The organism is Desulforamulus aeronauticus DSM 10349, from assembly GCF_900142375.1.
Classification (GTDB): domain Bacteria; phylum Bacillota; class Desulfotomaculia; order Desulfotomaculales; family Desulfotomaculaceae; genus Desulfotomaculum; species Desulfotomaculum aeronauticum.
Window position 1 is genome coordinate 1 of sequence record NZ_FRAR01000039.1, and the last position, 19091, is coordinate 19091.

Annotated in this window: 24 protein-coding genes; 8 read left to right on the plus strand and 16 right to left on the minus strand. The window is 44.0% G+C overall.

Going from position 1 to position 19091, the window contains the following annotated elements; translation table 11 throughout:
• The 10 genes from BUA78_RS18850 to BUA78_RS18895 all read right to left on the minus strand — a co-directional run.
• The coding region (locus BUA78_RS18850) for a DUF5693 family protein (RefSeq protein WP_238456879.1) at window positions 1-539 on the minus strand (539 nt) is incomplete at its 3' end.
• 86 nt (window positions 540-625) lie between these two features.
• Complete coding sequence (locus BUA78_RS18855; protein ID WP_139257461.1) at window positions 626-985, minus strand: double zinc ribbon domain-containing protein; 360 nt, start codon at window positions 983-985, stop codon at window positions 626-628.
• A gap of 164 nt (window positions 986-1149) precedes the next feature.
• Complete coding sequence (locus BUA78_RS18860) at window positions 1150-1893, minus strand: ZIP family metal transporter (protein ID WP_072917624.1); 744 nt, start codon at window positions 1891-1893, stop codon at window positions 1150-1152.
• 294 nt (window positions 1894-2187) lie between these two features.
• A complete protein-coding gene (locus BUA78_RS18865) occupies window positions 2188-2703 on the minus strand; it encodes a sensor histidine kinase (protein WP_072917627.1) in 516 nt (171 codons plus the stop codon).
• A gap of 229 nt (window positions 2704-2932) precedes the next feature.
• Window positions 2933-4156 carry an IS5/IS1182 family transposase gene (locus tag BUA78_RS18870; protein WP_072917630.1) on the minus strand — a complete coding sequence of 408 codons (1224 nt, stop codon included), beginning with the start codon at window positions 4154-4156 and terminating at the stop codon, window positions 2933-2935.
• 120 nt (window positions 4157-4276) lie between these two features.
• Complete coding sequence (locus BUA78_RS18875; RefSeq protein ID WP_207650520.1) at window positions 4277-4951, minus strand: PAS domain S-box protein; 675 nt, start codon at window positions 4949-4951, stop codon at window positions 4277-4279.
• A 192-nt stretch (window positions 4952-5143) separates the two neighbouring features.
• Complete coding sequence (locus tag BUA78_RS18880) at window positions 5144-5827, minus strand: 1,4-beta-xylanase (protein WP_072917664.1); 684 nt, start codon at window positions 5825-5827, stop codon at window positions 5144-5146.
• 325 nt (window positions 5828-6152) lie between these two features.
• Window positions 6153-6389: a YcbK family protein gene (locus tag BUA78_RS20755; RefSeq protein WP_238456880.1), complete on the minus strand. Its 237-nt coding sequence runs from the start codon at window positions 6387-6389 to the stop codon at window positions 6153-6155.
• A 420-nt stretch (window positions 6390-6809) separates the two neighbouring features.
• Window positions 6810-8147 carry a 4Fe-4S binding protein gene (locus BUA78_RS18890; RefSeq protein ID WP_420795531.1) on the minus strand — a complete coding sequence of 446 codons (1338 nt, stop codon included), beginning with the start codon at window positions 8145-8147 and terminating at the stop codon, window positions 6810-6812.
• Between the two features lies 1 nt (window position 8148).
• Window positions 8149-8520, minus strand: coding sequence for a hypothetical protein (locus tag BUA78_RS18895; protein WP_238456881.1), 372 nt, complete (start codon window positions 8518-8520; stop codon window positions 8149-8151).
• 221 nt (window positions 8521-8741) lie between these two features.
• Between BUA78_RS18895 and BUA78_RS18900 the strand changes: the two genes are divergently transcribed.
• Window positions 8742-9752: a GGDEF domain-containing protein gene (locus BUA78_RS18900; RefSeq protein WP_072917638.1), complete on the plus strand. Its 1011-nt coding sequence runs from the start codon at window positions 8742-8744 to the stop codon at window positions 9750-9752.
• Between the two features lie 53 nt (window positions 9753-9805).
• Here the strand turns inward: BUA78_RS18900 and BUA78_RS18905 are convergent, their stop codons facing one another.
• Window positions 9806-10012: a hypothetical protein gene (locus BUA78_RS18905; RefSeq protein ID WP_072917641.1), complete on the minus strand. Its 207-nt coding sequence runs from the start codon at window positions 10010-10012 to the stop codon at window positions 9806-9808.
• A 255-nt stretch (window positions 10013-10267) separates the two neighbouring features.
• Between BUA78_RS18905 and BUA78_RS20395 the strand changes: the two genes are divergently transcribed.
• From BUA78_RS20395 to BUA78_RS18915, 3 genes are all read left to right on the plus strand, one after another.
• On the plus strand, window positions 10268-10405 hold the full coding sequence (locus BUA78_RS20395; protein ID WP_175549081.1) for a hypothetical protein: 138 nt from the start codon (window positions 10268-10270) through the stop codon (window positions 10403-10405).
• A gap of 158 nt (window positions 10406-10563) precedes the next feature.
• A complete protein-coding gene (locus tag BUA78_RS18910; RefSeq protein ID WP_072917643.1) occupies window positions 10564-10797 on the plus strand; it encodes an SHOCT domain-containing protein in 234 nt (77 codons plus the stop codon).
• Window positions 10798-10966: 169 nt separating this feature from the next.
• Entirely contained in the window at window positions 10967-12526 is a 1560-nt protein-coding gene (locus BUA78_RS18915; protein WP_072917646.1) for a methyl-accepting chemotaxis protein, read from the plus strand.
• Window positions 12527-12576: 50 nt separating this feature from the next.
• On the opposite strand, the gene BUA78_RS18920 is transcribed toward BUA78_RS18915, so the two are convergent.
• Entirely contained in the window at window positions 12577-13029 is a 453-nt protein-coding gene (locus BUA78_RS18920; protein WP_072917649.1) for a hypothetical protein, read from the minus strand.
• A gap of 284 nt (window positions 13030-13313) precedes the next feature.
• On the opposite strand from BUA78_RS18920, the gene sigI reads away from it, so the two are divergent.
• On the plus strand, window positions 13314-14042 hold the full coding sequence (gene sigI, locus BUA78_RS18925; protein ID WP_072917651.1) for an RNA polymerase sigma-I factor: 729 nt from the start codon (window positions 13314-13316) through the stop codon (window positions 14040-14042).
• A gap of 4 nt (window positions 14043-14046) precedes the next feature.
• Window positions 14047-15057, plus strand: coding sequence for an anti-sigma-I factor RsgI family protein (locus tag BUA78_RS18930; protein WP_072917654.1), 1011 nt, complete (start codon window positions 14047-14049; stop codon window positions 15055-15057).
• Between the two features lie 121 nt (window positions 15058-15178).
• On the opposite strand, the gene BUA78_RS18935 is transcribed toward BUA78_RS18930, so the two are convergent.
• From BUA78_RS18935 to BUA78_RS18945, 4 genes are all read right to left on the minus strand, one after another.
• Window positions 15179-15418, minus strand: a complete 240-nt coding sequence (locus BUA78_RS18935; RefSeq protein ID WP_072917657.1) for an SHOCT domain-containing protein — start codon at window positions 15416-15418, stop codon at window positions 15179-15181.
• Window positions 15419-15943: 525 nt separating this feature from the next.
• Window positions 15944-16069: a hypothetical protein gene (locus tag BUA78_RS20945; RefSeq protein ID WP_274377416.1), complete on the minus strand. Its 126-nt coding sequence runs from the start codon at window positions 16067-16069 to the stop codon at window positions 15944-15946.
• Window positions 16070-16290: 221 nt separating this feature from the next.
• Window positions 16291-17754, minus strand: a complete 1464-nt coding sequence (locus tag BUA78_RS18940) for a sensor histidine kinase (RefSeq protein ID WP_072917660.1) — start codon at window positions 17752-17754, stop codon at window positions 16291-16293.
• Window positions 17751-18440, minus strand: a complete 690-nt coding sequence (locus BUA78_RS18945) for a response regulator transcription factor (protein WP_072917662.1) — start codon at window positions 18438-18440, stop codon at window positions 17751-17753. The genes BUA78_RS18940 and BUA78_RS18945 overlap by 4 nt, the downstream gene beginning before the upstream one ends.
• A gap of 182 nt (window positions 18441-18622) precedes the next feature.
• Here BUA78_RS18945 and BUA78_RS20400 point away from each other — a divergent pair, with 182 nt between their 5' ends.
• A complete protein-coding gene (locus BUA78_RS20400) occupies window positions 18623-18790 on the plus strand; it encodes a hypothetical protein (protein WP_175549082.1) in 168 nt (55 codons plus the stop codon).
• 25 nt (window positions 18791-18815) lie between these two features.
• Window positions 18816-18965 (plus strand): DUF2933 domain-containing protein, encoded by a 150-nt coding sequence (locus BUA78_RS18950; RefSeq protein WP_084082517.1) that lies wholly within the window; start codon window positions 18816-18818, stop codon window positions 18963-18965.
• Window positions 18966-19091 lie beyond the last annotated feature (126 nt).

Sequence of the window (19091 nt, forward strand, 5' to 3'; positions counted from 1 at the left end):
CCCTTTATGGTTTCATAACCCGCCACAGTTTCTATAACCGTGGTACCTCCGGGCAACCTGTAACTTGTTACATTTTCTAGTTTATTTTCTAACTGCTGGAACAGTTGCTGGGAAATAGCTGAATCATTGATAACCAGATACGTGTGATCTTTTTCAACGGGTGTACGGGCCAACAACTCGCTAAGCCAGGGCAAGCTCCGGGCCTGGGCTTGGGGTCCTGTTAACTGCCCTCCACGGTAAACGTCAATATCGCCTGCTGTAAATAACTCGTCCAGCATAGGTTCCCGTAAAACCACCGCACTGACCCCATGAAGCTTTAATTGCCCCAGTGCCTCTGACATATTTTTACCACTGAGTCCCGCCAAGGATTTTAGTTCGTCATAATAAAGGGCAAATTCTACCCTTCGAGACTCCTTTTCCGCAGGGTAGCGCACCCCCACAGCTAGGTAGCTTGCGGCCAGAACCGACATAAGTAAGACCATGATTAAAAATATTTTTACCCATCTGGTAGGTAATGCCTTTGCAAGGGTATCGAACACTTTCAAGACTCCCTCATAAAGAAAAAATAAAGAAACAAACCATTTACCGGTAATCCAGAAAATGATTTGTTTAAGCTTCCATAACCTTATTTAACACCAGCACCGCATTTGGGACAAAAAGTACCGCCAGCGGTTAAGCTGGCACCGAAGCTTTTACATTGGACGCCCGGTTGAAGATTAAGCCCACATTTGGGACAAAAAGAAAAGTTCCTTTGAATGGGTACCGAACACCCAGGGCAGTAATCCTTGATGGGATAGCTATAAGCATTTCTTCCTGGGCTGCAGGGGTCATTTCTGTGGTAATCATGATGATGGTTGTCCTTATAGTAATCATCATGATGCCCCTGCCTTCGGTGATGCCCTCCACCACCATGGTGGCCACCCCGCAAAATTTTAAATAAGTCATCTAAACCCATTGTTGCTTCCTCCCATTTCATAAATCCCATATCGCTAACTTTTTTTTGTTGCCGGGCGGGAAGAAATTTCTATCCCGCCCGGCTTGCCCTATAGCGGGCTATATATAGAGGAGGTGTCCTATGGGGGAATTATACCTCCCTATTGTTACAGCAACGTCACAAGTTTGTTACACTTTTGTGATATTAGAAATTTTTTATTCCAGCAAAAAAGTTATCAGTTTCCCCAGCAAAAGCCCTACCAATAGACAAGGCACAAGGGTAGGCAGCACCAGTTTTTTCCGTGCATGGCCTAAAATTTCGTGCCAGGTAACAAACAAAATAGTGCCGATGGCAATACCGCAAATGAAGGCCAAATAGCCCCCATTGGGATTATTTAAGGTGGTACCGAGGAAGGCGCCCAAACCAGACGGAACGGAAACAACGGAAGCCAGCATGGGAATGACCAAGCGATTGACTCCCGCAATGATGAAGGGCAGGGACATGGCCAGCCCTTCGGGGAAGTTGTGAAAAAGCATGGTGGTGGCCAAATCAAAACCCATGCGTGGCTGATTTACCAGGCTGGTGCCCATTGCAAAACCAACTGGGAAATTATGAATGGCTATCCCCAGGGCAAACCACAGACCAGAACGGATAAACCGAGAACGCCGGGGGTTACTGGTAATAATCACCACTCGGTGGGAAACCTGCTCCAGTAAGAAAATAAACAGCAACCCAGTGATAATCCCTGAAAGGGAGACCAAATAACCGCCAGTCCTGACACTTTCCGGCAACAACTCCAGCCCCAGTAAAGCAAAGATCATACCCGCAGCTACGGACAGAATCAACCAGGGCGTCTTCTCACTCCTTCGATCAATGCCGCAGGCCACTAATCCCCCTAGTCCTACACCCACCCCGCCCACACCAAACCCCATCATTGTCGAAAACAATAGGCTATTCATTTTGTTTATCGCCTCCCATAATTCCTAACCGATAAACTATATTCCACAGGGCTTGTATGCTTTCTGACTAATTTGCTAAATTTTTGCACTTGCAACAATAGAATACTGCTGTTTAAAAGAGCATTTTACTCGTACTCTGGTTCTGCTAATCTCTTCGTTAAACATATCTCCACATAAGGAAACGACCAAACAGCCCCTACGTCTGCTTGGTCGTTTCTACTTTGTTCATTTATAATACTCAAGGTATTAACTTGCTAGGGAAACTTTTATTGTTTGTGAACTACTGTTCAAAAACTAAGCACTGACCGGTAGATAAACCCTAAAACTAGAGCCCTGTCCCTCTTTGCTATCCACTTCTATTTTTCCATTGTGGGCAGAAATAATGGCGTAGCAGATATTTAATCCTAAACCTGTACCATGTTCTTTGGTCGTAAAAAACGGTACCCCAAGCTTATTGAGGCTTCCGCATGGAATTCCCCTACCCGTATCTTTTATCTCGATAAAAGCATCGTTACAGTGGCTACCGAAACTTAGGGTTAAAATTCCTCCATCTGTCATAGCCTCGATTGCGTTTTGGCATAGATTTATTAATACTTGTTTCAATTGTTGCTTATCAAACATACACTCAGGTAAAATGTCTGCCCCTTTGTATTCCAGCGTTATATTATTCGCCAATGCCTGGGGTTCGATGCTAGCACGCACCTCTCCCATTAATTTAACGACGGATTGCTTTGTTAGAACTGGCTCTCGAAAGCGAGCTAATTTCAGAAAATCATTAATGATTCGGATGGCTTGATGGGTTTCTTCCAAAATTGTAGTGATATAATCTTGGAGTACCCTTTCACCTTCAACATTTTTCTTAATTGAATGAATTGCAAAATCGCTAGTTCAAATTAACTTGTGATGTTAGTTTAAAAATGGGTTACTTTTTTAAAATGAACACTACAAAGTATCTCGAGCAACTTATTTACAGTATTTTCCTGATAAATAGAGACACCTATCCCTATAAATTAAGGTAACCTTTTAAACGAGAACCTTTTTAAGCTACCTGCTTAATATTTTTAAGCTTTGCCACTGCAATACTGCCAGCCAGTAATGCAATACAGCTAAGTGTTATGTGAAGGGTTACTTTCTCCAATCCCCTGGTACGAAGACTGTTAGCACCCAGGTGTTGTTTTAATCGCCCAAAACACCTTTCTACAGCAGTTCTTTTGTTATAAAGTTTTTGCCAATTTCGGGTACCACGGGCTGGCAAACAATTCATTCTTGGGTCATCTTCAACTTTAGTCTTTACAACTAAGCCATAGGAGGATTGTGAGCACCAGGCAGAGCCGTGGGGGCAATCATACTTCCCCATTACATGCGGACACCTATACTTATTGGTTCCAGTCTTTGTATCACTTCCCCAGTACACCATCCTTTGTCCCATTGAACATATGGGGGTTCCATCAAAGTCGCAACCTTCGGGATGGTCTTTAGACCCACGAGGATTAATGGGGATCAGGGCTTGACCTTTAAACTTGGTCATGACTTCGGAGTAAATTTCCTTACTGTCATAACCCATATCCATCGCATAGTATTTAGGTTTGCGGGCGTCTGCCAAAGACTGATTGACCAATTCAATCAGAGGAATTGCCAGCTTGGCATCATGAGTATTAGCAGGTGTAACCATAAGAGCGATGGGGAGTTCGCTCTGGCAATCTACCGCAATGTGGGCCTTATATCCAAACCAAGTTATTTGATTGCCATGTGTATCTCTTTTGGCACCCCAGTTTGCCGTTTTGTCACCTTTTAAGTCCTTTTTGGGCCTGGACTTCTCATAGGCATCGATTTTACTTGAGTCAATGGCTATACATTCGGAACCAATCAGTCCCATAGCTCTGGCATTTTTAACAAGGTTATCGAATATCTCCTTGAGAACACTTGGGGTTCCGTTCTTCTCATCGGTGACCGTCAGTTTTTTTATCAATCGACTAAAGGTGGATTCACTGGGAACTGACGCACTAAGCGAAAAACCACATCGCAGATCCTCAGATAGTCTTTTTACCAATGCAGCAACTGTAGGTATTTGTTCCAGTTGCTTTGCCACCAATGCAGAAATCATGTTACCAACACAGTGGCCCTTTGGTCCAACAACTGCCTTTTTAACCACAGTAAGGGCAGGAGATAGATCCAAAACTGAAAGAACTTTTTGTAATCTAGTTTCAGGCTCAAATTTTAGTAGTTCTTCGAAGGAAAATAGAGTTGGTTGTAGAAGATACAAGTAGCTTCACCTCGCTGGGGTTATTTGTTGTGGTGACTTGTAACTTCTACCAGCACAGGGGTGAAGTCCTTTTTTTGCCTTCCTGAACCCGCTAAAATATTGGGCTTAAAAATATGCAATTCATTCAATTAATTGAGCAAATCCTTGAATCACCGTTAAAGGATTTTTTATTTCATGGGTAATCCCAGCGGACATCAACCCAATGGCCGCTAGTTTTTCACTCTCCTTTAGACTATTCTTAATACGGTGATATTGATGAATTGCATTCTGTAATTCATCCTCCGCAGCCCGCTGATCCGTGAGATCCTTGCCGGTGGCAATGATGTATTGCACCTTCCCCTGCGTATCTGTAAGGGCTGTATTGCTCCACGTAATCCTTCTTTTTAGGCCCTGTTTGGTTAACCAATAATTTTCATTTTTGTTGGGGAAGTATCCATTTTTTATTTTGTTAAAGGCCACTTTTACTGAATCCACCTCTTCAGAAACCAGTAATAAATCAAAGATATTTCTACCCTTCACCTCATTAAAGCAATAGCCAGTTGCCTTTTCGCACGATTTATTAAATCCGATGATCTTCCCCTCTTTATCAAGTACCACCACCAGGGCGTTTACTGTATCCAGTACAGAGGCAAGTAATTGGCATTTGCCTTCTAGAACTTTATGTATTCGACTTAAACCATCAGGTTTGTTGCAAAATGGACAACAAACCTTTAGCTTTCCTTGCACTCCGTGACAATCACAGGTCAAACAAGATTTGGAGTTTTCTTTTGTTTCGCCCTTTACTTTGTATTTCACAGAAACCTCTTCTTCCATCGTTTTAACCGAAATATTTTGACAAATATTACTTAATTCCTTCATAATTTTTATTTGATATAAAATTTGCACCCGTAGGATCTTTAAATCATTTCATCTCTTTGGCTGTGAGTAGACCAATATAAAAAACAGGCTACCCCCTGCAGGGGCAACCCGTCTTGTTTTCATATTTACTTACCAGCCGCAGTTTCCCCAGTTGTTATAGCCTCTCTGGGACCACTGGCCATTGTTTTGCATTTGATTGGACCAGTTTTGGTTCATATTGTTGTTCCAGTTATTGTTGTACTGTTGTGTGCTCTGGGTGCTAGCGGCGTTTGCAGCGCTCTTTTGGGTTTGAGGGTAGTACTTACTATACCATTGCTGGCACATTTGCTGCATAGCCTGCCAGTTTTGTTGGCTGATTTGGCTGTTTGGCTGCTGTTGTCTGTATTGGCTATACATACCAAGGCAATATTTAATCATTTGCTCACGGGTCATCTGGCTACCGTTTAACATGGGGCAGTTGGGCATACCAGTCTGTAGGCAAAGCTGGTACATTTGGTTATATAGATCATTCTGGGTGGTGGGAACTTTTTGGGTATTGCTGTTATTCTGAGTAGTAGTCTGGCTGTTGTTTGTGGAAACCTGAGCTACCTGTACGGCGGCTGCTTTGGTAGTCTTAGCTGCTGTGCTGGTAGTTTGCTTGCTGCTCTGGGTTGTATTGGTATTGGTATTGGTGTTCATATTCATGGGATTGGGATCGTTTTTCATCATCTCCACCCAGGATTGAGCCGGAGCTGCATAGGCGGCCCCCACTAGGCCTACGGCCATAATAAGTACCAGGAAGCTCATAAACCAACGCTTTTTCGGTAATTTCAAATGTAACATCCTCTCTGCAAACATTTTTTGTTGTAGGTACCTTACTAGCACCATCCTCCCATCCGCCAACCATTATTATTGTAATTGGGGTTGTAGTTATTGCTCAGCACCGCAAGACACTTTTTCGCTAACCTCTTTTTTGTTTCCCCCTTTCCTGTTGCTTTGAGACTATCTTAACGGACCAACTTCACAGGAATGTCACAGCAATGTAACATTTTTGTGATAATTCCTATGGCTGTGATTTATGTCATTGACCACGTTCAAAGACCAAAGGGCCCCCAATAAGGAGGCCCGTGGTTTATAATAACTTGAATTTTGTATTGGCTTAAGAGGATTCCTGCCACCTGGCCCGGTTCCCCCTAACGTCCACATGAAGAAAACTCTGCTTTGGGTAGGTACCAATGCCATTAAAGCCCACCTGCTCCGCCAGGCGGCTTAATCCTACCACAGCCAACCCCGGCACATGAATATCTGCGGCCATGCCCATTAGATGATAGGAATTTGCTGCCCCACCTACAGCTCTGTTGTGAGCGGGGCAGCGGTAGCCGCTATTCACCAGCACTGGTTTTCCCACTAGCTGGCGAAGGTTCCAGTTTATGGACTAACTCGGATTGAACAAGCAATCTACCACAGCACCGACAGGCGAGCTCATGTTCTGTAAAGTGGGATGTCAAATGTTGGCCTGGTTTCGCCTTCCTAGCCTGTTCTACCATTTTGGTATCTTAGCTTGATGCTGCTGGCATAGGGTTCCTTTACCACTGCCATTGTCCATTCCTCCTTTAGATTTTATCCTTTATCGGTAGCAGGCCCGCTTCCGTACAAATAAAAAAGCCGACAGGAACTAACGTCCGGTCGACTTGGTATTGTTTTACTGCGGGGCAGGCTTGCTGTCAAGGGAATTTATGGCTTAGGCCCTTATTATTGTTGCAATTTACAAAACAGGCTACCCAGTTATGAAGTGGGTAGCCTGTTTGAGCTTTTATTACATTCTGTGAGCCATCGGTAACATAAACAGGTAGATATTAAAGGCCACCAAGGCTAGTATTAGGATGACATAGGGTACCACCGTACCAAAAACTTCTTTTCCTTTATAGTTGGACTTGGCAATACGGTAAGCGGTGTAAATGGAGGCTAGCGTTCCTAAGGCCAGCAGAGCATACTGTAAGAATACTATGGTTTCCATACCCACTAAGGCTGCTGAAGCCCCTTCATTATTAATACCAAACAGTGCTAAACCGGTAAACAACACCGACTTTCCTTCTGCTAGCAGATGGAACAAGTTGTGAGCCATATGACCAGCAAAGTCCAGCGGAATCAACGCATAACCAAATTTGGTCAAGTTCATTAAGGCATTATCAGAATTCTTTAGAGAAGCAAACCAACTAGTTAGATATAGAATCAAGGCTGGAATAGCCATTGCGATAATAAAGGTCACTGTAAAAATGATATCTTTATTGGCTGTTCCCAGAATTCCACCCATCCACTGTTGAATTTCAGCCCATACCTCCAGCATGGTGATGTTCTGAACAAACACGATACCCATGATGACAATGGCCAGGAAGGATTCTTCCAGCTTAGGCTTGCGGATAAACCACAGTTCTTTAGTAGGAATCCTCGTGGAGATGGTAATGGAATCGTTGGGGCAGTTCTTTACACAATCGCCACAGAAGTTGCAGCGAGCACTGTTGTCCATTGTTTTAGGGAATTCAAACATCGGGCAACCCGGAGCTTTGTCGGAACCTTTATAACAAGCAGAAACTGTACATTTGGCGCAAATTTCCGGTGTACCCCGAAGCTGAAGTGCACCAGCTCTGGAATAGTTGCCTGCCAGACCACCGATAAAGCACAAATAGCGGCACCAGGTTCTTCTTTCAAAGAAGGCACCAGCAACAATAACACCAGTGGTCAGCATCAGTAATAATATGCCTGATCCTCTGGGGGATTCTACCACACCCCAAATATGGTCTGCCCAGGTGATAAGAATAAAGAGCGCATCAATAATCCAGATGCCGTATTTCTTTAAAAACTTTGGAACGGGTCTGTTATTACCTACAAATTTTTGTACCAAATCGCTAACGGTAGCAAAGGGACAGATGGCACACCAAAAGCGACCTACCAATAAGAAAATCAACGGAATAATAGGCCACCACAATACCCAGGTCATAGCTGTACCAAAGTTATCATGGGCTACTGGGATACCAATTAGCAGTTCATACATAATAATGGCAAACACTATAAGGGTTGGCCACTGGAATATTCTAGGATACCACTTGCTTTTCAATATATTTTTCAGCAACTGACTGCCTTTTTGTTGACTCAAATTAATTCACCCCTTTTACGCTTTTGCCCTTAAGTAGAGCTGCAGCGAGAATGACCAATAAGTTAAAAGCACCAAAGCCATAAATCACGGGCCAATTAGGAGGTGTATTGGAATCTTGAGCTGCCCCATCGTGGCCCTCACCATTACTGGCATCATGTCCCTCGGAACCTTCCTGAGACGTTCCCTCCATGTCCATGCCATCCATATTATTCATATCATGTCCGCTTGCCTGATCGGACTGATTCATGGTGCTCATATCATGTCCTGCCGGAGCAGCATCATTTTCGGTGGCCAATGCACTGCCCGCCAAGGGACCTGCAAAAAACCAGAGAGCCATGAAAATACCGAACAAACCATACCATTTAGATCTCACTACCTTCACCCTTTCAATTCATCTCTCTTTAGTCCACTGGCTAAAGCCAGCGTCATTTCTACTAAAGCAATGATACCGGGTAAATTTCACATGACTGTTACAAAACTAACAACTTTTTGTGATATTTTAAAAAAGTTTAATCCAAAGTGGAATGACCCCTGTAAAAAACTACATTCTGTCCGAATAACTAGATGTATAGGAATGGAAGGTGACTAATTGTGATGCATTATGATCAAGACGTGCTCAACCGCAACAAACAATTGGACAAGATTATCGGTAGTTTTAGGATAACTATTGCCCTTTTCATCATCTTTGTAGAGCTTTATCTAGGCCATCGGACTCCCCTTGCAATGGGGGGCTATTTAGCACTATTTATTTACTCCACCCTATGGTTATTGTTACAAACCCGCCATTGTGAACCGCAGATTGGCTTCTGCGGCTATTTTCATTTACTGATTGATTTCCTTCTGATGGGTTCCTTTACCCTTCTGAACTCCACGAACACCTACAGTTATCATGATGGGCTTTACATCATTCTAGTGTTAATTTACCTGGTACGCTTCGGCAAGAGGGTGGCCATCACTTTTTCCCTGCTCATCTCAGCAGTAATTGTTTATATTTGCCTGTGCCGACACTTTGAACATAATCTCACCCATTATGTTTTACTGGGTACCCTGTTTGCTATTGTATTTTTTGTGGGCAATATCCTCGATTTAGAAAAAAACCTACGGGAAAGATTAAAGTTTTTGTCCAGCCATGATGAACTGACGGGTGTATATAACTTTCGGTATTTTAAGGAACAGTTGGATCAGGAATTGGCACGCTCGGAACGCCACCAGCACCCCTTAAGTCTAGCCATTTTTGATATTGATGATTTCAAGAAATATAACGATTCCTTCGGCCATGATGCGGGAAATATCGTTCTAGCTGAAGTGGCAAGTTTGCTAAAAGAACAACTTCGCCAGGGCGATCTTTTGGCCCGCTTTGGAGGCGAGGAGTTTGTATTGTTAATGCCAGAAACCAATAAAAAGGGTGCCTTTGTAGCGGTGGAACGAATCCGTCAGTCCATTGCTGGCCACAATTTCCCTCATCGACAGATTACTGTATCAGTGGGGATAGCAACCTTCCCAGAAGAAACCCAAAACAGCCAGGAATTGTTTCAACGGGCCGATCAGTACTTGTATCAGGCCAAAGCCTGTGGCAAGAATTGCTGTCAATATAACCGCGAATAAAGAAAACAGGCTCCCAAATTTGAGAGCCTGTTTCTTTGTTGATGCTTTAGATCCTACTTATTCTCGCTCTTTTGACCATCCATATTCATATTGCTATGGTCCATATCTTTCATATCCCCATTCATGTTATTCATATCCTGGGACTGCTCGGTCTGTTGTTTATCCTGCGTAGTGGCGGATTTATCTGTGTTGCCACAGCCTGCAAGCAGCAGACTTAGTGCTAGTAGAGAAACAGCACCCAATAGATATACTTTTTTCATTTCAGACGCCCCCTATAAAATTTGCTCCCTATGTATAGAAGTTGAACTTCACTACCATTTTTATGGTACCAAACAATTTTTACAAAACTAGCACATTTATTTCACATTTTTGTGATAATTTTTCAAACTTTTTCCATATGCAATGGTTTAACAACACCAGGCCATTTATTACAAAAACGTGTTATTTCTGAAACAGTTTTGTAAACTATCCTCTATATAATAAATTCATACCCTTTCTGGTTAGGAGTTGATTAGATGGTTTCTAAGAGAACGCTCATCGCCCTGGTCACTGCCATCTCACTGCTGTCGCTGTGGGTGGTACCGAATGTAACCTTTAATAAAGGGCATGTTTACCTGCATTTTCTGGAAGCTTTAAATATCACAAAAATGTGATATCGCTGTGACAGAGTTGTAACAACCACCTTGTATACTAAAGGCTGTAAGACCTCCGTCACCTTTTTCATATAGAATAGGCCCTTTTATAGGGCTCCTTTTTAAAACAAACCCATTGGGTAAACAATAACTTAAACCTAAATAAGGAGGAATGTAGGATGCCAATGATGTATGGTGGCTATGGTATGGGATGGTTTGGAGGGCTATTTATGATGTTAATTCCCCTTGCTTTGCTGGGACTAGTGGTTTATTGGGCGGTAAATGCCGGGATGAAAAACGCCCTGAAAACAGGTGCTTCATCCAATGCCCTGGATATTTTAAAGTCCCGCTACGCCCGCAACGAAATCACATCGGATGAATACAAACGTCTGAAAGAAGAAATTTCTCATTAAGAGGCAGGCCCTATGGCCTGCTCTCTTTATAGCTAAAACGGGAACCATTTTTTTACATATATATCATTTTAAACAAGGAAATATAGTTTATTTGTCGAAAGAAGTAGTATTGCTGTTTAGGTGTTCAGAATACCGTTCACCGGAAGTCGTATTCATAGGGGGTATCCACTTGCAAGTAAAGCTCATTACGAAAATCAGCTTGGGTATTGCCGGAATTGTGTTGGTCTTTTCCTCTGCCCTGGGCTACATCTTTATGAAAACCAGCGCAATCAATGACAATCAGGAAATGGTTAAAATGTACGCCCAACACAGCCATGAAACCGAAATGTTAAAGCAACATGTTCTTCAACAAACCTCCACCGTGGCCAACTATCTCATATCTGGGGATGTTCAGTACCAAAAAGCTTTTGAGGAACACAGCCAGGCATCGGAAAAAATTGCGCAAGAACTATTAGGCATGTCCAGCGGCAAGAATAAAGAACAGGTGCAAAAAATCCAGGCCCTGGATCAAGAGTACGATGAATTAGTTCACAATAAAATCATCCCCCTTTTTAATGAAGGCAAAAAGGATGCTGCCACTGTCATTCTAATGAAAGAAGCCTATCCTTTAGCAGAGGAAATGAATCAAGTAGCAGAAGCCTATTCTGAGGATATGCAAAGGCAACTGGATGATCAGGTAAAACACACCCTGGAAGCCACTGCCGCCACTCGGCAAAGTGCAATCTTCTACGGTAGCCTCGCTTTGCTTTTGGCCATCGGTGTCACTCTCTTTATTGGCCAAAAACTAAAAGCAGGCTTTAACAGTCTTTTGACTGGTACGAAAGCGGTCGCCGCCGGAGATTTTTCTCAAGAAGTTCCTATTACCTCCCAGGATGAGCTGGGAGAGATGGGCCAAGGGCTGAATACCATGATCGCTGGGGTAAGAGAAATGATCGCAGGGATTAAAAGTAACGCCGCAACCCTGGCCAGTAGCAGTGGAGAAATGAACCGCACCATCGCCACCGTGAGCCAATCTGTGGAAGAAATTGCCCAAACGGCCACCAACCTGTCCGTAGCCACCAATCAAGGAGCAGATAATTCCCGTTTAGCCACTGAAACTGCCCTCCAGATTAACCAAAATGCCGTGGAAGGTGGGCAATCGGTGGATACAGTGATTCAAAAAATGTCTTCTATTGATACCACCGTAACCGGAAGTGCCACTGTAATCAACAGCTTAAAGGAACAGGCTACTAACATTCACCGAATGCTCGAGGTTATTCGTACCATTGCCGATCAAACAAATCTCCTTGCCTTAAACGCAGCCATTGAGGCAGCCCGAGCCGGGGAAAACGGACGGGGCTTTGCGGTGGTGGCAGAGGAAGTTCGCAAATTGGCCGAGGAATCCACTGGGGCCGTCAAGGATATTCAGCACATTATCCAAGAAGTAAACGCCGGTGCAGATGATTCCGTACAAGCCATGCAGAATGTGACCCGTCAGGTGAAGGACGGCGTGATCAATGTCCAGGATACCGGCGAGAAAATGCAAGACATCATCCGTCAAATTGAACGCTCCACCGAAGCCATCTCGGAAATTGCTGCTTCTTACCAAGAAACCAGTGCAGGCATTGAGACCGTGGTCTCCAATGTCGAAGAAACAGCAGCCTCTTTCCAAATGCTGAATGCCACCGCAGACCAGTTAAATCAAATGGCAGAGGAATTAAACCAATTGGTTGATAAATTTCAAGTCTAAAGAAGAGCAGCCAACCCAAAATGAAGGGTTGGCTGCTTTTCTTCGTTCGCTTAAAAACCCATGTGACCATTCCCCATAGGCTGTCCACTCATTGTAGAACCGGACATAGCTTGATGGTTTTGCTGCATGGACTGGTGACTCTGGTTCATTTGTTGGTGGTTTTGCTGCATTTGTTCATGATTCTGGGTCATTTGCTGGTGATTTTGGTTCATCTGCCCCTGCATCTGAGAACCCATTGTTTGCTGATTCATGGCCTGTCCAGCGGGCATGGTTTTAGAGTTTACATCGGCCATTGGTCCAGCTGTATTTTGCTTGGTTTCATCTGCTGTTTTAGCGGTATCTGTGGTGTCAGCGCTTTGTTTGATGGTAATCGTGGCCTTGGGGGATTCTGCTAGGGATTGCATAGGGGTGCTGGTCATGGGTAAGGCGTAGGCTGCTCCCACCGCTGAAATTCCTAAAACTAAAGTGGTTACTCCGGTAATCAATTTCTTTTTGCTTAACATCTGTTAAACCTCCTGATGATTGATTTGGGAACACCTGGTTACTGGGTGCTCCCTTTTCCTTTTCACCTATTCATTCGCAGGAAAAAACAGTTTTTTGGTGGGTCGGGTAATGGAATATTATTCCAACCAAATAAATATCACGATATTGTTAACCTTTCGTGATCGTTTTGTGAAACTTGACAACTACAATTTTAAGGTAGGGCAACTGTACCCTAATAAAGTTTATTTATTAACCCACCAAAAGCAACGACCCATTTGCGAATGTCTAGTAGCGGAGGAATACAATGTTTCAATTTACACTAAAACGATTATTGCAACAGGCCAAAAACGGCGAAGAAAGGGCCAGGGAGGAACTGATTTTAAAGCACCGGGACTACATTGCCCGGGTGAGTTCTCGTGTTTGTAAGCGTTTTTTAAGCTGGGAAAATGATGATGAACTTAGCGTCGCCTTGCTGGCTTTTAATGAAGCCATTGACAGCTACGAGTCCGACCAGGGAGCTTCCTTTTCTTCCTTCGCTTATACCGTTATCCAAAGAAGGCTGACCAATTACTTTCGCAGAAACCCCAGTAAATATGAACTGCTCCTGTTAACCAGCCCCGATCCCGAGGAAAATATAATCTTCCACCTGCTGGAACAACAATCTCAACACCGTTATGAAGAAGGGCTTCGGCAGGAGAAAATGTCCGATACCATTGAACTTTTTCAACAGCACCTAAAATCTTATGGCATTACCCTGGAGGATTTGGTACTATGTTCCCCTAAACACCGGGACACCCGGGAAAAGTTAAACCAGGTGGCCATGACTATCGTCTATAATCAAGACCTATTGAAGTGCGTACACAATACTGGGAAACTGCCGGCCAAGGAGTTGGTGGCCATCACCGGTCTAAGTACCCGGGTGTTAGAAAAGGGTCGCAAGTATATTATTGCTACCGTACTTCTATTCACCGAGCCGGATCTTTCGGCTTTAAAGAGATTCACCAAACTATTTAGCAGTGAAAGTGAGAGGTAGTCACATGGCAAAAATAAAAGCAGTGGTTATGTCCCACAGAAACAAATATAAAAATGTGTTGGTATACACAGAGGACGGCCAATATCTAACTACCCGCCTTACACCAATGCCGCCAGTGGGGTCTACCATTTATGTGCAACCCCCAACTGCAATGGCTAAACCCAAATTTTTGGTGGTAGCAGCGGCGGTATTACTAATACTCTTCACCGGACTCATACCTAGCTTCTCTCCTTCCCCGGCGGCAGCGGCCTATATCAATATTGCCTGGCAGCCGGAAATTGGCCTGTGGGTGGACGAGGAGGGCCAAGTTATCCGTGCAAGCCTAGTAGGTCTCCCGAATAATTCCTTGTCCACCACCCTAAAGGGGCAAGACCTCTATACCGCCCTGGGAAAAGTCTTGCAGTACAGCCAAGAGCAGGGAGATTTGAACAAGGGGCGGGATATCTTAATCGGCACCTATGTTAAAATGGGCGAGCAGGACATACCCGAGGTTAGCGAAGCTCGATTAAAGGATTTTTTAAGTAGCCAATTGAAAGCTCGAGGCTATCAGGGCTCTGTGGTTGTAACCGATCAACCCGTGGAAGCGATTCAGTCTGCTGATAAAATCGGGGTTTCCCTAGGCAAATATGTAGTCTATGAAAAGTGCCAACAACAAAATCAACCTGTAAAATTGGATTTACTAAGACAAGAGAATGTGTCCACTGCATTATCCCAGTCAGGTATTGAAGCAAAGGAACTTTTCGGTCAGGATTATGTAGAAATACCGCACATGAATTCATCTGACCACATGGATAACCAAGTAGACAAAACAAAAGAACAAGCAATGCCACAGCAACCGATGCATCATCAAAAACCTCAATCCTTAGCTCAGCCCTCCCCTGATTCATCGGATCACAACCAAATGCACCCTGTACAGGAGCACAATGCTCCCAGCAGTTCTGGAAACACCCGAATGCCGAATCACTACCGGGACGACGCTATGGGAATGAACATGCAAAAAATGGGGTCAGACTAAGGTTCTTGCATTATGCACTAACAGCTAGCTTTATAACCCTTTGACTGGTTAGTATTTTAGGTAAAAAGACTCCCGTACCAAACCGGTACGGGAGTCTTTTGGAATCCACTAAATTCATCTTTTAGACCCCACTTGAAATCTGGCCCTTAAGCCTTTGAAAATCATCGAAAGATATTTCCCCTTGCACCAACCGAATTTTCAAAGTCTCCAAAGGTGTGGGCTCCTCTTTTTTCTTTTCAATCCCCTGTTCCCCAGCGGCCACCAAAAGCCAAATTACCAAAAGCACTGGCAAAGTCATGCCCACTATCATCATAAGGGACCAGAGAAATCCCATAATACCACCTGCAAACGTCATCATCATGTTGTTCACTCCTTTGTTTATCGTTCCTTTGATTTCTTATCCATAGAATAACAAAGAAGTTTTACAAAGCTATAACAAGAGTTTCACATTTTTGTAACAAGTATGATTTTAGTATCCCGCTCGGCTGTTATCCCTGGTATGATGGGCAACTACGGCACACCCACCAATAACTAAGAGTACTAGATATGCTGAAAAGTGGCTGTCAGGTTAACTGAAAGCCACTTTTTTTATCCGTTAATATTCAGTTATTCCTTATCGAAGCCCTTTCAATGGGACGCTCTATCTCATTTTACCGTTTCTTTTTATTTGGTCTCATGCTTGCCTTTGGTTTTCCTTTGTGATCAACATCAAACCACCACCAAGGTCTCCAGAACGGCGGTCTGAAAAATGGAGGTCTAAAAAAGGGGGGCCTAAAAAAGGGTGGTCCAAAAAAAGGCCCAAATCCAAATGCCATAATACATCACTCCATTCTTTTCATAACCATATCCCGATAACGAAATTCCTGGAGAAAAACAGCTTACTTAATCAATCCTCAACATCTTGAACTTCAAACGTTCCATAGCCAAATCCTTGGCCAAAGAATAGTAGGATAAGAATGAGGAACAGAATAAAGCCCCAGTTACCAAAACCATATCCACCGTATCCGCTCATCATAAACCCTCCTTTCAACTTTAATCCATAATATGGAATAAAGTTGAAAGTGTTACACTTTTCCCCTTTTACTATTTAAGTTTTTATACTTTACCGAAATCTGTGAGACACACAGAAGGGAAAATGATGATCCCGCAGATATCGCAAGCCTAGCCGAAAAATAGACCCTTTCGTGAAGTTTCCTATCACGAAAGGGTCCTCCTGAAATTCCCTAAAAACTGTTATTTTATGCTGCAGCGGTTAACTGGCAGCAAGACGTTAAAGGTAGTCCCCTCGTTCAGCTTACTTTCTACGTTAATCTGCCCCCCGTGGCCCTCCACAATCCGCTTCACGATGGCCAGTCCTAAACCTGTGCCGCCTGGGACCCGGGTACGGGACTTATCTCCTTTATAGAAACGTTCCCAGATCATGGGCAAATCCTCCGGTGCGATACCTTCACCAGTGTCGCTGACACGCAGGTGCACTTGATTGGCTTTCGTAGTTACAGCAAGGCTAATTTTCCCTCCTGGTGGCGTATGGCGAATGGCATTGGCGATGAGGTTGATGAGCACTCTTTCAATGCGGTCGCTGTTGCAGTTGACCGCAGGCAGCTTTTTTTCGATGTTGATTTCTAGTTGAATACCTTTTTCTGCAGCCAGTTGGGTGAGCTTTCTCTCTACTCGATTGATAATCTCTCGTAAATCACAGGGCTCTTGATCGAAGTCAAAGTGTCCTTCTTCCATGCGTTTTAAATCTAGCACCTCATTAACTAATCTCTTTAGGCGATTGATTTCCTCCAAAATGTTTTGTAGATATTCGTCCCTTTCCTGTTCGGTCTTTACCAGTCCATCAATCATAGTTTCGGTAAAGCCCTGCATCACCGCCAAGGGGGTCTTGATTTCATGGGCTACATTCGTAACAAATTCCCGGCGGATTTGCTCCTGCCTTTCCAATTGGTTAATTTTTTCCTGCAAACGAGAGGCCAGGGTATTCAGGGAGTCGGCCAATAGGCCAATTTCATCTTTTGTTTGAATATCCACCCGTTGTTGGTAATTGCCACTGGCCATTGCCAGGGCCGCTTTATTCATTTTGACCAAGGGTTTAGAAATGAGCCGAGAGAAAAACAAACTTAATAGGGCGGCTAATACAATCCCCCCGACGGCGGTATAAACGGCCAGCATTTGTAGGCGCTTTAGTTCATCAGCCAGGGGCTTTAGGGGAGCATGAATCATGACCGCTCGTTTAAGATTATGGGGGTCCGTAAAGGGCATCCCTACAGATAGCACATCTGTCTTAAAGTAAGGATTATTGCCCCGATCCACCACCACCTGGCCCTGGTAGAGTTTTTCTAAATCCGCCTCGGTCAATGGACCATGATGGGGGTTATTCATATCCATTGGCAGGTTCTTGGTGCTGATCCCCATGCCCTGACAGTTAATGACAATCCCCTTTTCATCTAAAATCATTACGTTCGCTTCGTACAGTTCAGCAATGAGGGCTATTTTTTGATCCAAAGTGGCGGGGTCATGCTCTGCCCGGGCAACATTCGCCACCTTCTTGCCGAGGCTTTGGAGTTGTTTGGCCTGTTGGTCATAGTACAGTCCCTCCATAAAGCTGGTTTGAGCAGCCCCGGCCACGCCAATCACCACCAGCACCAATATGGTCATGATGACCCATAGTTTGGTGACGATGTTATTTATTTTCATGACTCCACCTCAAACTTATAACCCACACCCCAGACGGTTTTAATATAATTTTCGGCACCGGCTGCTCGCAGCTTATCCCGCAGCCGATTGATGTGGGTATCAACGGTTCGCACATCCCCGTAATAATCGAAGCCCCAAACCATCTCTAAAAGCTGCTCCCGACTGTAGGAGCGCGCCACGTTTTTGGCCAGTAAGGTTAGCAATTCAAACTCCTTGGGAGTGAGGGTAAGTTCTTTCTCCTTAACCAACACTTCTCGGCTGATTAAATCCATACGCATGCTGGGAAACTTCAACAGATGCTCTTCTTTTTTCTCCCCGGCTCCCGTCCGGCGCAACACCGCCTTAATGCGGGCCACTAATTCCCGGGGGCTGAAGGGTTTGCCCATATAGTCATCGGCGCCAAACTCCAGGCCCAAAATACGGTCCACCTCATCATTCTTAGCAGTCAGCATGATGATGGGCACTTGGGAAACCTTGCGAATTTCCTGGCACACTGTTACCCCATCCAGCTTGGGCATCATCACATCCAGTATGATTACATCCCAGGACTGGTCTCGAAATTTACGCAAGGCCTCCTCTCCATCGGCGGCTTCCTCCACCAAATACCCTTCATTGTTTAAATAGATGCCAATAACCTGGCGAATTTTATCTTCATCATCAACGACTAATACACGTAACTGACTCAAACCAAAATCCCTCCTTCATCAATCTGCATGGGTGCTCCTTATTTATAGTAATGTCCCTCCATAGTCTCTGTCAAAGCCTGCAATGAATTATCACAAAAATGTTAAACTTGCGAGAAGGTTTCGTGATATTTTCTTGTTAAGATTCAAATGTAACATCAAACAACAAACGGAGGTAAACGACAATGAAGCAAAGACTTACATTCAAAACGAGGCTACCCATCATTGCGTTGCTCCTTTTTACGGTTAGTCTCGCTTTCCTTGCGCCGATGGCTAAGGATTATTATGACCAGTATCAATACCAAAAGTACCTAGAGAGCAATGCCGTGGATCATGCAGCTCACCATCAATAAATGAATTTAGAAAGGAGAAGCCATTATGGAGAAATATTTACCCTATCTAATCCTGTTGCTTTGTCCAATCATGCACCTCTTCATGATGAGAGGCCATAAACATCATGCAAACCAGGAAACTCCGCAGGCTGTAAGTAGGCAACGAATCCTAAAGGTCAAGAAGAAGGTTTCCTAAAAACACTCCCTTTCTTCCGCGGAAGATTAAGTATAAACAAATTGTGATATTGTTGAAACAGTTTTGTGAAACTCCTTTGTTATAGTAATACCTGTAAGGAACAACAAACACCCCAACGGGAGGTGA

Bases quoted from the DNA above. Each gene is read 5' to 3' on its own strand.
- BUA78_RS18855 (WP_139257461.1), bottom strand. From the start codon at position 985: ATGGGATTTATGAAATGGGAGGAAGCAACAATGGGTTTAGATGACTTA.
- BUA78_RS18860 (WP_072917624.1), bottom strand. From the start codon at position 1,893: ATGAATAGCCTATTGTTTTCGACAATGATGGGGTTTGGTGTGGGCGGG.
- BUA78_RS18900 (WP_072917638.1), top strand. From the start codon at position 8,742: ATGCATTATGATCAAGACGTGCTCAACCGCAACAAACAATTGGACAAG.
- BUA78_RS18905 (WP_072917641.1), bottom strand. From the start codon at position 10,012: ATGAAAAAAGTATATCTATTGGGTGCTGTTTCTCTACTAGCACTAAGT.
- BUA78_RS20395 (WP_175549081.1), top strand. From the start codon at position 10,268: ATGGTTTCTAAGAGAACGCTCATCGCCCTGGTCACTGCCATCTCACTG.
- BUA78_RS18910 (WP_072917643.1), top strand. From the start codon at position 10,564: ATGCCAATGATGTATGGTGGCTATGGTATGGGATGGTTTGGAGGGCTA.
- BUA78_RS18920 (WP_072917649.1), bottom strand. From the start codon at position 13,029: ATGTTAAGCAAAAAGAAATTGATTACCGGAGTAACCACTTTAGTTTTA.
- sigI (WP_072917651.1), top strand. From the start codon at position 13,314: ATGTTTCAATTTACACTAAAACGATTATTGCAACAGGCCAAAAACGGC.
- BUA78_RS18930 (WP_072917654.1), top strand. From the start codon at position 14,047: ATGGCAAAAATAAAAGCAGTGGTTATGTCCCACAGAAACAAATATAAA.
- BUA78_RS18935 (WP_072917657.1), bottom strand. From the start codon at position 15,418: ATGATGATGACGTTTGCAGGTGGTATTATGGGATTTCTCTGGTCCCTT.
- BUA78_RS20945 (WP_274377416.1), bottom strand. From the start codon at position 16,069: ATGAGCGGATACGGTGGATATGGTTTTGGTAACTGGGGCTTTATTCTG.
- BUA78_RS18940 (WP_072917660.1), bottom strand. From the start codon at position 17,754: ATGAAAATAAATAACATCGTCACCAAACTATGGGTCATCATGACCATA.
- BUA78_RS20400 (WP_175549082.1), top strand. From the start codon at position 18,623: ATGAAGCAAAGACTTACATTCAAAACGAGGCTACCCATCATTGCGTTG.
- BUA78_RS18950 (WP_084082517.1), top strand. From the start codon at position 18,816: ATGGAGAAATATTTACCCTATCTAATCCTGTTGCTTTGTCCAATCATG.